The organism is Acinetobacter sp. M5A5_2a (assembly GCF_053345265.1).
In genome coordinates this window covers 105,346-118,273 of sequence record NZ_JBKEZV010000013.1, presented here as the reverse complement: position 1 = coordinate 118,273, position 12,928 = coordinate 105,346, and the positions used below count along the sequence as shown (strand labels likewise).

11 protein-coding genes are annotated in these 12,928 nt (G+C 40.7%); 6 read left to right on the top strand and 5 right to left on the bottom strand.

Annotated elements, in window-relative coordinates; all coding sequences use genetic code 11:
- Positions 1–135 precede the first annotated feature (135 nt).
- From ACLBWE_RS17185 to ACLBWE_RS17175, 3 genes are all read right to left on the bottom strand, one after another.
- Positions 136–1,419, bottom strand: a complete 1,284-nt coding sequence (locus ACLBWE_RS17185) for a ribonucleotide-diphosphate reductase subunit beta (protein WP_005042873.1) — start codon at positions 1,417–1,419, stop codon at positions 136–138.
- Between the two features lie 134 nt (positions 1,420–1,553).
- Positions 1,554–1,685 carry a preprotein translocase subunit YajC gene (locus tag ACLBWE_RS17180; protein WP_080593108.1) on the bottom strand — a complete coding sequence of 44 codons (132 nt, stop codon included), beginning with the start codon at positions 1,683–1,685 and terminating at the stop codon, positions 1,554–1,556.
- Between the two features lie 56 nt (positions 1,686–1,741).
- Positions 1,742–4,573 (bottom strand): ribonucleoside-diphosphate reductase subunit alpha, encoded by a 2,832-nt coding sequence (locus ACLBWE_RS17175; RefSeq protein WP_348951067.1) that lies wholly within the window; start codon positions 4,571–4,573, stop codon positions 1,742–1,744.
- Positions 4,574–4,926: 353 nt separating this feature from the next.
- On the opposite strand from ACLBWE_RS17175, the gene ACLBWE_RS17170 reads away from it, so the two are divergent.
- From ACLBWE_RS17170 to bfmS, 3 genes are read left to right on the top strand one after another with little or no spacing between them, the layout of a single operon-like run.
- Complete coding sequence (locus ACLBWE_RS17170) at positions 4,927–5,109, top strand: hypothetical protein (RefSeq protein ID WP_016801725.1); 183 nt, start codon at positions 4,927–4,929, stop codon at positions 5,107–5,109.
- Complete coding sequence (gene bfmR, locus ACLBWE_RS17165) at positions 5,106–5,822, top strand: response regulator transcription factor BfmR (RefSeq protein WP_003653488.1); 717 nt, start codon at positions 5,106–5,108, stop codon at positions 5,820–5,822. The genes ACLBWE_RS17170 and bfmR overlap by 4 nt, the downstream gene beginning before the upstream one ends.
- A 32-nt stretch (positions 5,823–5,854) precedes the next feature.
- Entirely contained in the window at positions 5,855–7,504 is a 1,650-nt protein-coding gene (bfmS, locus tag ACLBWE_RS17160) for a sensor histidine kinase BfmS (RefSeq protein ID WP_005042856.1), read from the top strand.
- 22 nt (positions 7,505–7,526) lie between these two features.
- On the opposite strand, the gene ACLBWE_RS17155 is transcribed toward bfmS, so the two are convergent.
- Together ACLBWE_RS17155 and ACLBWE_RS17150 are read right to left on the bottom strand one after the other, a co-directional pair.
- The gene (locus ACLBWE_RS17155) at positions 7,527–7,880 is read right to left on the bottom strand and encodes a hypothetical protein (RefSeq protein WP_003653485.1); all 354 of its coding nucleotides are present in this window, start codon (positions 7,878–7,880) and stop codon (positions 7,527–7,529) included.
- 91 nt (positions 7,881–7,971) lie between these two features.
- Positions 7,972–9,390: a diguanylate cyclase gene (locus ACLBWE_RS17150; protein ID WP_447604073.1), complete on the bottom strand. Its 1,419-nt coding sequence runs from the start codon at positions 9,388–9,390 to the stop codon at positions 7,972–7,974.
- Positions 9,391–9,814: 424 nt separating this feature from the next.
- On the opposite strand from ACLBWE_RS17150, the gene ndhC reads away from it, so the two are divergent.
- The 3 genes from ndhC to nuoC all read left to right on the top strand — a co-directional run bounded on the left by ndhC (position 9,815) and on the right by nuoC (position 12,921).
- Positions 9,815–10,366 carry an NADH-quinone oxidoreductase subunit A gene (gene ndhC / locus ACLBWE_RS17145; RefSeq protein WP_003653481.1) on the top strand — a complete coding sequence of 184 codons (552 nt, stop codon included), beginning with the start codon at positions 9,815–9,817 and terminating at the stop codon, positions 10,364–10,366.
- 6 nt (positions 10,367–10,372) lie between these two features.
- The gene (locus tag ACLBWE_RS17140; protein WP_002050353.1) at positions 10,373–11,050 is read left to right on the top strand and encodes a NuoB/complex I 20 kDa subunit family protein; all 678 of its coding nucleotides are present in this window, start codon (positions 10,373–10,375) and stop codon (positions 11,048–11,050) included.
- Positions 11,051–11,133: 83 nt separating this feature from the next.
- Positions 11,134–12,921, top strand: a complete 1,788-nt coding sequence (nuoC, locus tag ACLBWE_RS17135; RefSeq protein ID WP_016139137.1) for an NADH-quinone oxidoreductase subunit C/D — start codon at positions 11,134–11,136, stop codon at positions 12,919–12,921.
- The last annotated feature ends 7 nt before the right edge of the window (positions 12,922–12,928 follow it).

The following is a 12,928-nucleotide window of genomic DNA, read 5'->3' as shown; positions in this document are numbered from 1 at the left end:
GTAATTTATATTGTTGATTTTTAAAGTTTATTTTAGATTTCTTGTATGTGGGTTCTGTTTGAGCTAGTGAATTATACTTTAAATAAAAAAACCGCTATCACTAGCAGTTTTTTATTGTTTAGCAGATGCTTAAACTTACCAGCTTAACGCGCCACCAGTTTGGTAGTCAGTTACGCGCGTTTCAAAGAAGTTCTTCTCTTTACGTAAGTCCATCATCTCAGACATCCACGCAAATGGGTTAGTTACACCAGCAAATTGCTCTGGTAAACCTAACTGAGATAAACGGCGGTTACAGATGAATTTCAAATATTCTTCCATCATGCTTGCGTTCATACCCAATACACCACGTGGCATCGTGTCACGTGCATATTCGATTTCAAGCATTGTACCTTCAACAATCATTTGAACCACTTCTTGTTGGAACTCTGCGCTCCAAAGGTGAGGGTTCTCAATCTTGATTTGGTTAATCATGTCGATACCAAAGTTCAAGTGCATAGATTCATCACGCAAGATGTATTGGAATTGCTCAGCAACACCGTTCATCTTGTTACGACGACCCATACTCAAAATTTGAGTAAAGCCACAGTAGAAGAAAATCCCTTCAAGAACACAGTAGAACGCGATCAAGTTACGAAGTAAACGTTGGTCGTTTTCAGGTGTGCCTGTGTGGAAATTAGGATCTGTTAAAGATTGAGTATATTTCAATCCCCACGCTGCTTTACGTGCAACAGATGGAACTTCACGGTACATGTTGAAGACTTCGCCTTCGTCCATACCTAAAGATTCGATACAGTATTGGTAAGCATGAGTGTGAATTGCTTCTTCAAATGCTTGACGCAAGATGTACTGACGGCATTCAGGGTTGGTAATGTGGCGGTAAATTGCCAATACCAAGTTGTTTGCAACCAAAGAGTCAGCAGTCGAGAAGAAACCTAAAGAACGCATAACAATCGTACGCTCATCTTCAGTTAAGCCATTTTCAGACTTCCAAAGCGCGATGTCTAGGTTCATGTTTACTTCTTGCGGCATCCAGTGGTTTGCACACCCGTCAAGATATTTCTGCCAAGCCCACTCATATTTAAATGGCACAAGTTGGTTCAAGTCTGCACGACAGTTAATCATTGCTTTGTCGTCAACTTGAACACGTTGCGCGCCCATTTCTAGCTCTTCAAGGCCAGGGGCAACATCTAAGTGTTCTAAGGCTGCAGAGGCTCTAGCCACCGTATCGGAGGCAACTGTTGGTCGCACGGAATGGGTTCCAGCGGATTGTGAAGTTGCCAAGCTCTGCGATGATGACTCCGCAGAAGATACATTCTGCGAATTAGTCGTTTTTTCCGATTTGACGGGCGCAGACTTGAGTTCAGGTGCAGCCGGTTTTTGCGAATCATCTTCAAAATCGTCCCAACTAAGGATAGACATTTTTGTTCTCTCTTCGTTGTGTATATCTATATTTGACATCTCTTAAACGAAGATGTCCCTACTATACGCTTTTAATGTGTAAACAAAATTAAGTTTTATTGAGGTATGACCAAATTTTGGGCCTTTGGTCTCTACTACTTATTTTGCTTACGCTGTTGCTTACGTATTGTGAAAAATGCGTAAATCAGCGGTATATAAAAGAAAAGAAAGGCAAAGATTAAAACTCCAACACCAAGCATATAGTTATGGCTGAGATGAGAAAGCATAATCTTTACCTCTTGTAAAATTGCTCTTTAGTGAAAAAGAGCAATTTTATTGAATGTTATTGGCAAGCTTCACAATCAGGATTGTCGATTGAACAAGCCATTGGAACTGGAGCTGCTTGGGTAAAACCGTCTTCTTCAACTGCTTCAGGCTTTTTCTCTTCTACAACAGGGGCAGCAACCGGAGCCGCTTCAACAGTCGCAGGTTTAACTGCATTTAAAGCACCTGTGTTGATTGTAGATTTTTCAGCAGAAGTTGCACCTAAAGCTCGGAGGTAGTAAGTCGTCTTAAGACCACGTAACCATGCCATTTTATAAGTGATGTCAAGTTTCTTACCGTTTGCACCAGCAATGTAAAGGTTAAGCGACTGAGCTTGATCGATCCATTTTTGACGGCGTGATGCAGCATCAACGATCCAGCGTGTGTCTACTTCAAACGCAGTAGCAAAGATTGCTTTTAATTCTTCAGGAATACGAGCAATTTTTTGAACTGAACCTTCGAAGTGTTTCAAGTCATTAACCATCACTGTGTCCCAAAGACCACGTTCTTTTAATGCGCGAACGAGGTATGGGTTAATTACAGTGAATTCACCAGACAAGTTAGATTTCACATATAAGTTCTGGAATGTTGGCTCAATTGATTGAGAAACACCACAAATGTTAGAGATGGTTGCGGTAGGAGCAATCGCCATCACATTTGAGTTACGCATACCGTCTTTTTGAACTTTGGCACGTAAAGTGTCCCAGTCTAAACGTTGAGTACGGTCAACTTCGAACATACGCTCTGGACGAGATTTCGCAACAATTTCTAAAGAGTCGATTGGAAGGATACCTTGATCCCACAATGAACCTTTGAATGTTGAGTAAGCACCACGTTCAACAGCCAAGTTGCTTGAAGTTTCAATTGCGTAGTAGCTAATCACTTCCATTGATTCATCAGCAAAATCAATAGCAGCATCTGAACCGTAAGCGATGTTCATTTCATATAGAGCATCTTGGAAGCCCATGATACCCATACCCACAGGGCGGTGTTTCAAGTTCGAGTTTTTCGCTTGTGGTACAGCGTAGTAGTTAATGTCGATAACGTTATCGAGCATGCGTACTGCTGTTTTAATTGTGCGAGCTAACTTCTCACGGTCTAACACACCACCTTGAACGTGTTGTACAAGGTTGATCGAGCCCAAGTTACATACTGCAATTTCGTCTTGATTTGTATTCAAGGTAATTTCAGTACATAAGTTAGATGAATGAACTACACCAACATGTTGTTGTGGTGAACGTAAGTTACATACGTCTTTGAATGTAATCCACGGGTGACCAGTTTCGAACAACATAGAAAGCATTTTGCGCCATAAGTCTTTAGCACGTACTTTCTTGTGTAGCATGTTTGTTTCTTTCGCTACAGACTCATAGTAAGCATAACGCTCAGCAAATTCAGCACCAGTTAAATCGTGCAAGTCTGGAGTTTCAGAAGGCGTAAATAATGTCCATTCACCATCTTCAAATACACGTTGCATAAACAAATCTGGAACCCAGTTCGCAGTGTTCATGTCATGTGTACGGCGACGGTCATCACCAGTGTTTTTACGAAGTTCTAAAAACTCTTCGATGTCTAAGTGCCAAGTTTCTAAGTATGCACATACTGCACCTTTACGCTTACCACCTTGGTTTACGGCAACAGCTGTATCGTTCGCAACTTTCAAAAACGGAACTACACCCTGAGACTTACCGTTTGTACCCTTAATGTAAGAGTTCAATGCGCGTACAGGTGTCCAGTCATTACCTAAACCGCCAGCCCATTTAGAAAGCATTGCGTTGTCACGCATTGCGCCATAAATGTCATAAAGGTCATCGCCAATCGTTGTTAAGTAACAACTAGAAAGCTGTGGACGTAACGTACCTGAGTTAAACAGGGTAGGCGTAGAAGCCATGTAGTCGAAGCTAGACAATAAGTTATAGAACTCGATTGCACGTTCTTCTTTATTTTGCTCATTTAACGTAAGACCCATCGACACACGCATAAAGAATAATTGCGGTAATTCGAAGCGAACGCCGTTTGAGTGAATGAAGTAACGGTCAAATAAAGTCTGTAAACCTAAATAGGTAAACTGATTAGAGCGTTCTGGTTGAATTGCTGCTGCAAGTTTCTCTAAATCGAAATCAAGCAAGTCTGGTGAAAGCAAATCAAGTTCTACACCTTTTTTCAAAAAGGCTTCGAGTGCAGTGTTTTCAGGAGTATCTGTAGGCAAGCCTAAGAACGCTAAACCTGTGCTCACTAATTCACTAGAGAGCAAACGTGCAGTCACGTAAGTATAGTTTGGTTCTTGTTCAATACGAGTACGTGTTGCCATCATCATCGTAGTGGCAATATCAGTCTCTTTTACGCCGTTATATAAGTTTTTAACGGTTTCATCGACAATAGCCTGAACGTCAATACCTTCCAAACCTTCGGCTGCTTTAGCTACAGTTGCTTGCAATGCACTTAAATCAAGTGGCTGAAGCTGACCATTTGCATCGGTCACTTGTAACGTAGGATGGTGGTTTGAGTTCGTTTGCTGACGAGCAGTCGTACGTTGTTCGCGGTAAATTACGTAAGCGCGGGCAACTTTCTGTTCTCCGGTACGCATTAAAGCAAGCTCAACCTGATCTTGAATTTCTTCAATATGGATCGTACCGCCCGATGGTAAACGGCGAGTGAAAGTATTTAATACCATTTCCGTCAGTTGGGTAATACGGTCGTGAATACGGCTTGAATCCGAACTCTGTTGACCTTCCACAGCAAGAAAAGCTTTACCAATCGCAACAGAAATTTTCTCTGCATCAAATGCAGCAACATCTCCAGTGCGTTTGATCACCTGAATTTGACCGGGAGTCGAAGTAATTACGCTCATGCCAGCATAGCTCCATTGTCACTTTTGTTATGTTTATAGACCGTTTGAACCGAGCAAAAAGTATGCCACGATGTTTGAGGGATAAACACAAGACTTAGTAGTTAAAGTTTATTTTGAACACAAGATACGGGATTTTTCATAGCAGATCAATCTTGACTTTTTAGTAATTTTTTATCTGTATGATTTGATGGGAGATAGCATAGCAAAGCTATCAAAAAACACTTATAGATAACTTTGTGGATAACTCAAAAAACAAGCACTTAAATACAATTAAAGTAGTTAAAGAAATAATTTGTTTAATATTCATACATTGGAAATATGAATAGAATATGAAATTTAATAACAATAACTAAATGTTAAAAACACGAGAAAATTCAAAGGTTAATAAAATGCAACAAAACATGGTTGTCATGTATCAGTTTGGTGAACGCCTACTTGTTTACAATGTAAACGTGTGTATATTGCAAATGATAAACGAATGTATCTGCAAGATTTTTAAGATGCATGTAATGAGATTTATAGGGGCAATGATATGAGCCAAGAAGAAAAGTTACCAAAGATTCTGATCGTTGAAGACGACGAGCGTTTAGCACGATTAACTCAAGAGTATTTAATCCGCAACGGCTTGGAAGTTGGTGTAGAAACTGATGGTAACCGTGCAATTCGTCGTATTATTAGTGAACAACCAGACCTAGTGGTCTTGGATGTCATGTTGCCGGGTGCCGATGGCTTAACCGTTTGCCGTGAAGTTCGTCCACATTATCATCAACCGATTCTTATGTTGACTGCACGTACGGAAGATATGGATCAGGTACTTGGCCTTGAAATGGGAGCGGATGACTATGTCGCTAAACCAGTTCAGCCACGCGTACTTTTAGCCCGTATCCGTGCGTTATTACGTCGTACAGATAAAACTGTAGAAGACGAAGTTGCACAACGTATCGAGTTTGATGACCTTGTGATTGATAATGGCGGTCGTTCAGTAACGTTGCATGGTGAGCTTGTTGATTTCACTAGCGCAGAATATGACCTACTATGGTTGCTTGCATCAAATGCCGGCCGTATCTTATCGCGTGAAGATATCTTCGAACGTTTACGCGGTATTGAATACGATGGTCAGGACCGTTCAATCGATGTCCGTATCTCACGTATTCGTCCAAAAATTGGCGATGATCCTGAAAATCCAAAGCGTATTAAAACAGTACGTAGTAAAGGTTACTTGTTCGTTAAAGAAACCAATGGGTTATAAGATCTGCATAAACTTCCTATAAGGTTGGTCGAGTGTTTAAACACAGCATATTCCTGCGAATATATGCGGGACTGGTAATTCTTGTTGTTTTGGTTGCCGTTTTTGGTTATTTGCTTGTACAAATCATCAATTATCAACGGGCACAAGAATACCGAGAGTCTTTAACTGATGGTATTTCTTATGTCATTAGTGAGGGAGTTGCTCGACAACCGGGGAAGCAACAGAAAATAGACTGGGTTTCAGATGCATCGGATTTATTGGAACTTCCAATTTATTACACTGATGCGAGCAAGGTTGAGTTATCTCGTACCGAGAAAAAACGGATCGAAGCTCAAAAATCTGTTGTCCGTTACGATGCCAGTAATAGTATTGCGTATATTATTATTGGCTTACGTGATGATCCTCAGCACTATTTATCCATAAAAGTTGACAAAATTAGTGAGCGCCAAATGAAGGCTCTCCCTATTTTTGTACTTGATTATCTAATGTTTTATCCGGGGCAAGAACAAGAATATCTTGCCAAGATTCAAAAACATTTTTCATATCCAATTAATATCTACAATATTCAAGATGTTAATCTGGATTCCGAGCAAATTGGCCGTTTACGCCAAGACCAAAGTGTCATGTTGTACAAAGATAGTGCAACAATGCGTGGCACGACCATTTCGATCGTATCTCCAATACCAAATCATCCTGCACAAGTTTTAGTTCTTGGGCCGGTTCCGATGTTTAACTGGATGCCTTTACAGCTTTCAGCAGGAATTACCTTATTTAGCCTATTCTTACTGAGTTTAGGTGTTTACGGTCTCATCTTGCCGTTAGAACGTAAAATTCGCCAAGTACGTTATGCGTTAAACCGTATGAAGTCTGGTGATTTGTCATTGCGTGTTCCTATTGAAGGAAGTGACGAAATGGCAAACTTGGCATCAAGTTATAACAACATGTCTGATCATATTCAGCGTTTAATCGAGGCTCAGCGCGAGTTGATGAGAGCGGTATCTCATGAGCTTAGAACGCCGGTTGCCCGTATTCGTTTTGGTACAGAGATGTTGGCAGAAGAAGACGATTACAACCATCGTATGCATCAGGTCGATATGATTGATAAAGATATTGAGGCGCTCAATACCTTAATTGATGAAATCATGACTTATGCAAAACTAGAGCAGGGTACACCTTCATTAGATTTTGCTGAAATTGCTCTATTTGATGTATTAGATCAGGTTGCGGTAGAAACCGAAGCTTTAAAAACGCAAAAAGAAATTGAACTTGTTGCTCCCCCTGTTTATTTGAAAGTAGATGCAGAGCGTCGTTATTTACATCGGGTTGTTCAAAACTTGGTAGGTAACGCTGTTCGTTATTGTGATAACAAAGTTCGAATTACAGGTGGTGTTCACAGCGACGGCATGGCCTTTGTTTGTGTTGAAGATGATGGCGCCGGAATTCCGGAACAAGATCGTCAAAGAGTATTCGAAGCCTTTGCTCGTTTAGATGATAGCCGTACTCGTGCGTCGGGTGGTTATGGTTTAGGATTGTCTATTGTCAGCCGTATTGCTTATTGGTTCGGTGGTGAAATTAAAGTAGATGAAAGTCCTACCTTAGGTGGTGCTCGCTTTATCATGACGTGGCCTGCAAAACGCTTTAAGCAACCTCCTTTGAAAGCCAATAAAAAAGCACCTACATAAAGGTGCTTTTTTATTGCATTACTTATAATCGAGTTGCATCCGGTTCCAAAATAGGTTTTCCGCTTCTTAAGCTGCTCAACGCATCGGAATTAAAGTCGATCAGTAATGAATTATTTTTTGCATCGATCTGGTATTTTTGAATAAGAGGCTGATCTCCATTAAGCGTTTCTATTTTATATTCATCCGCAATATGCAAAATACCTTCTAGGTTTGTTGTGGTTGACGCAAAATCTTGCCTAAATATTTCATAGACATCTCGCAAGTCAAAAATTGCATTGTTAGCATCTGGATGTTTGTGAATATAGCTTTCTATATGTCGCACAAGTAGCTGCGCAAACAAGTAGTAGTTTGGTTTATGCGTATATTCTAGAGTCATGCATTTTTCTCCTTATTATCTGTTATTAGCATACATGGCAAAATATAGGATATTGTATAAAATTCATTACACTAGATGATTAAATGAAAACCTATAAAGATATAAAGACCCGATTACGCCCTTGGCGTTTTGCTTGATATAAAGCATCATCTGCTTCTTTAAATAAATTTTCAATCGCTCTATGAGAAGATGGTGAATATAAACTTATGCCAATACTTACTTGAATGAAAATTGGTAATTTCCCATAAATATAAATCGGTTGCTGACTAATTTTAATTCGTATTTGCTCTGCAAGGTCAAAAGCACTCTCTTTGGTGGTATCTGCAATAAAAATTGCAAATTCTTCACCGCCAAAGCGGCCCAATAAGTCATGAGGATGCAAAATATTTTGAATAGTGGTGACACAAGTCTGTAGGGCACGGTCGCCTATTTGATGGCCGTAGTTGTCATTAACGTGTTTGAAATGGTCTACATCAAGCATGAAAAATGCTGAGGTTTTATTTTCCTTGTATACCTTTTCTTGAAGTAATCTGACCGACTGCAAAAACTGGCGTCGGGTGAGACTAGAGGTTAGCTCGTCATGTGCAATAGCATGTTGAAGCTTTTGAATTAACTCTGAATGTAAAACACTAATGCTAGAGACGGTAAGAGGTGCAATCGTCATCATGATTAAACCAATACGAATTGAGATGGTGTTGCTTAAATATTCGTTCGGATAAAGCAGAAGGTAATGTCCAGAGACATGATAGATAATATAGGCACTGGTAAAGGTCGTAATGAGTGCAACAATAATAGGTTTGTAGCGAATAGCACACCAAATAAGTGCAGCAATTGGGTAAAGTAATGAACCAGGACCAGAGTCATAATAGCTAGCGCCAATAGAAATAATCACAGCCAAAAAAGGTAAAAGGTCAATTGCTTCTAAACCACGATTTCTCGAAAAGTAATGCTTTACCTGACTATATTGAGGTAGGTTCAAGATGATAGGTAAAAGAAGTAAAGCGTTTTGTAGTTCTGAAGTGAACCAGTAACCGAATTCATCCCACAAATTACCAAGCATAAATTTGGTATTAAACATAGGCACGAAAGTTGCTGCAAATAACGCGCCTGCTACGCTGCCTATACCGCATAAACCAAATAAAAAGAGGTAAGAATAGCCTCGATAGGCTGCTTTAATATGCTGATTAAAAAATGTATAGAATGCGAGGGTAGTAACAACATAAATAAAATTTGACGTTGTTAAAACGAGTGTGAGAGCAAATGGAGTACCCTGAAATAGGTCAGCAATAACATAACCTATGTAGGCACCTAAAAACGTGCTGGGTCGACGTGTGCTCGGAAAGCGAATGAGTAGACCGAGCAAAACAGAATTGGCTGGCCAAAAGAACGCCAGAAAACTTAAAGGACGAGATGCGATGCCAATAAAACAACATACCGTAATAATGAAGCTAAACAGGAGAAAAAATTTTAAAGAAGAGGGAAATGAAAATTCACGAAGTGAGTCTGGCATCAGCTGCCCTTAATGATAAACACTCTTATCCAAGAGTAATAAAATATTATGTATGACTAAACATTCATCATAATTCAGAGGGGAAGTTGAATACAATAAAAAACAAACTAATATTATAAAAAAGTAAGTTATAAAAACTTAATGGTCGATGAACTGTGTAATTATTCTAAAATTAAAAAATGAAAAAAATCATCATAAACAAAAAAACTATTAAATAAACCGATTATGCGTGGTGAAACCCCCCTTACAACCCATAGAAGAATAGTTTTGTTTAGAAAATCATCCGAAAGACTAAGACGCTTCAACTAGCATGCGAAATTAGAAATCAGGTACAATTGGCGGGATTAATTTTGTGTTTGGTGTATTTGAAGGCCAATACATACATTCTTTGTTAAATAATAGGCCTGCCAGGAGTTATCCCCGCATGAGTGCCATTACTCCATACGACTGGGCGATTATCGCCTTCGTGATCGGCGTTACATTTCTTTGCGTCTTTATGCTCACAGTTCCCTTACTCCTCGGGGGGAAATCGTGGGGGCGTGCTAAGCAAGAGCAGTTTGAATCGGGTGTCGTGAGTGCTGGTGGCGCTCGCATTCGCCTGTCTGCAAAGTTCTATTTAGTTGCAATTTTCTTTGTTGTCTTCGACTTAGAGGCACTTTACCTCTATGCATGGTCTACTTCTGTGCGTGAAGTAGGGTGGTTGGGATATACCACTGTCGTGATCTTTGTCGTTGATTTATTGATTGCGCTTGTTTATGCCTTCTCTGTAGGTGCTTTAAGTTGGTCACCAGCAGATCGCCGTAAATCAGCAGGTGAGGCGATTAAAATCGGTTCACCAACAATGAACATTGCTGAAATTACACGCTTTAACTCTATTGAAGAGCTCGTAACTGACCCTACAGGCCAGATTCCAGCTCAATCATCAGGTCGTGTTAAGTCAAAAACTACACCTGCATTGTCATCTGAAAAGGAGTAAGTCGGGATGAAATATACTCTGACCCGCGCGAATCCGGATGCTGATCAATACCCATTGCAAGAACGTCAAATCGTGACAGATCCACTAGAAGAGGAAGTGAATAAAAACGTATTCATGACTCGTTTAGAGGATGTCTTGCATACAGCAGTAAACTGGGGGCGTAAAAACTCCTTGTGGCCATTTAACTTTGGTACCTCATGTTGTTACGTTGAATATGCAACAACCTTAACAGGTGTGCATGACTTGTCACGTTTCGGCGCAGAGGTTATCCGTGCTTCACCTCGTCAAGCTGACTTGATGATTGTTGCCGGAACCTGTTTCGTAAAAATGGCACCAGTTATTCAGCGTCTATATGAACAGATGTTAGAGCCTAAATGGGTCATCTCGATGGGTGCTTGTGCAAACTCTGGAGGTATGTACGACATCTATTCAGTAGTACAAGGTGTAGACAAAATTATTCCTGTTGACGTGTACGTCCCAGGTTGTCCACCTCGTCCTGAAGCATTAATTCAAGCTTTAATGCTTTTACAAGACCAGATTCAATTAGAGCGACGCCCGCTTTCTGCCGTGATCGGTGATGATCTTCAGCCAGTGTATAAGCCAAAGATGATGCCAGAACGTGACCGTAAGAATGCGCAGCGTATTGCCGTTAAAAACTTACGCTCTATGGATGAGATTAAATAATTTTTGACGGTGCTTTGACATATCTAACCGATATGTTCATCGAGAAAATTGACAGAATTTGTATTAAATAGGAAGCCAAGCCAATGGCTGAAACTGACATTGCTATGCCAGAGTCAACACCAGTTGATTCACGCCCAGCATTTGCAATCGTAGAAGAACTCAAAACCAAATTTGGTGAGAACTTTTACGTGCAGGCGACTTTTGAAGAGTTTCCAACAGTCTGGGTTGAGCGCGCACGCGTGCAAGAAGTCCTTATGTTCCTACGTAAAGTGGAACGTCCATATGTAATGCTGTTTGACTTATCTGCGATGGATGAGCGTTTACGTGTTCATCGTGATGGTTTACCAGCATCTGACTTCACTGTGTTCTATCATTTATTATCGCTTGAGCGTAATAGTGACATTCGTATCAAGGTTGCCTTGAACGAAAATGATCTTAACCTTCCGACAGCGACCAATATCTGGCCAAATGCCAACTGGTATGAACGTGAAGCTTACGATATGTTCGGTATCAATTTCGAAGGGCATCCAATGCTCCGTCGTATCTTGTTGCCAACGTACTGGGAAGGTCATCCGTTACGTAAAGAATATTCAGCACGTGCGACAGAATATACGCCGTACATGCAAGACAAAGCGAAACAAGACTTTGAACAAGAGCACTTACGTTTTGTGCCAGAAGACTGGGGTCTTAAACGCGGTAACGCTGACGAAGACTTTATGTTCCTGAACTTGGGTCCTAACCATCCATCTGCACATGGTGCGTTCCGTGTTGTATTGCAGTTAGATGGCGAAGAAGTGAAGGACTGTGTTCCTGATATCGGTTATCACCACCGTGGTGTGGAAAAGATGGCTGAACGTCAAACATGGCATTCTTTCATTCCTTATACTGACCGTGTTGACTACTTAGGTGGTTGTGCTCAGAACATGCCGTATGTGATGGCTGTAGAGCAAATGGCAGGAATCAAAGTTCCTGAACGTGCTCAAGTCATTCGTGTCATGTTGAACGAATTGTTCCGTATTAATAACCACTTGTTGTTCTGTGGTACGGCAATTCAGGATGCCGGTGGTATGACACCAGTATTCTATATGTTCGCAGACCGTCAAAAAGTTTACGACATTGTTGAAGCAATTACGGGTTACCGTATGCATCCAGCATGGTTCCGTATTGGTGGTACAGCACACGATCTTCCAAATAACTGGCAAAAACTTGTTAAAGAATTGCTAGAGTGGATGCCTAAGCGCTTAAACGAATACTACACAGCAGCATTGAAAAACTCTGTGTTTATTGGTCGTACGCGTAACGTTGCGCAATATGATGCCAAGTCTGCACTCGCATGGGGTGTGACAGGTACTGGTTTACGTGCGACAGGTATCGATTTTGACGTTCGTAAATATCGTCCATACAGTGGCTATGAAAACTTCGATTTTGATGTGCCAGTTGAGTATGAAGGCGATGCATATGCACGTGTACTCGTTCACTTCCGTGAAATTACTGAGTCGTTAAAAATTATTCAACAGTGTTTGGATAACATGCCTTCTGGTCCATATAAAGCGGATCATCCATTGGCTGTTCCACCACCGAAAGATAAGACATTACAAGATATTGAAACCTTGATTACGCACTTCTTGAGCGTTTCATGGGGTCCTGTCATGCCAGCGGGCGAGTCATCATTTATGACTGAAGTGGTTAAAGGTGCAAGTACGTATTACTTGACTTCAGATAAATCGACGATGAGTTATCGTACTCGTATTCGTACACCGACGTTTACTCACTTACAGCAAATGCCTGCAGTGATTAACGGTAGTTTGGTATCTGACTTAATCATTTATCTGGCGACCATTGACGTGGTTATGGCTGACGTGGATCGCTAAGAGGTAA

Bases quoted from the DNA above. Each gene is read 5' to 3' on its own strand.
- ndhC (WP_003653481.1), top strand. From the start codon at position 9,815: ATGAGTGCCATTACTCCATACGACTGGGCGATTATCGCCTTCGTGATC.
- ACLBWE_RS17175 (WP_348951067.1), bottom strand. From the start codon at position 4,573: ATGAGCGTAATTACTTCGACTCCCGGTCAAATTCAGGTGATCAAACGC.
- ACLBWE_RS17185 (WP_005042873.1), bottom strand. From the start codon at position 1,419: ATGTCTATCCTTAGTTGGGACGATTTTGAAGATGATTCGCAAAAACCG.
- ACLBWE_RS17170 (WP_016801725.1), top strand. From the start codon at position 4,927: ATGTTAAAAACACGAGAAAATTCAAAGGTTAATAAAATGCAACAAAAC.
- ACLBWE_RS17155 (WP_003653485.1), bottom strand. From the start codon at position 7,880: ATGACTCTAGAATATACGCATAAACCAAACTACTACTTGTTTGCGCAG.
- bfmR (WP_003653488.1), top strand. From the start codon at position 5,106: ATGAGCCAAGAAGAAAAGTTACCAAAGATTCTGATCGTTGAAGACGAC.
- ACLBWE_RS17180 (WP_080593108.1), bottom strand. From the start codon at position 1,685: ATGCTTTCTCATCTCAGCCATAACTATATGCTTGGTGTTGGAGTTTTA.
- nuoC (WP_016139137.1), top strand. From the start codon at position 11,134: ATGGCTGAAACTGACATTGCTATGCCAGAGTCAACACCAGTTGATTCA.
- ACLBWE_RS17140 (WP_002050353.1), top strand. From the start codon at position 10,373: ATGAAATATACTCTGACCCGCGCGAATCCGGATGCTGATCAATACCCA.
- ACLBWE_RS17150 (WP_447604073.1), bottom strand. From the start codon at position 9,390: ATGCCAGACTCACTTCGTGAATTTTCATTTCCCTCTTCTTTAAAATTT.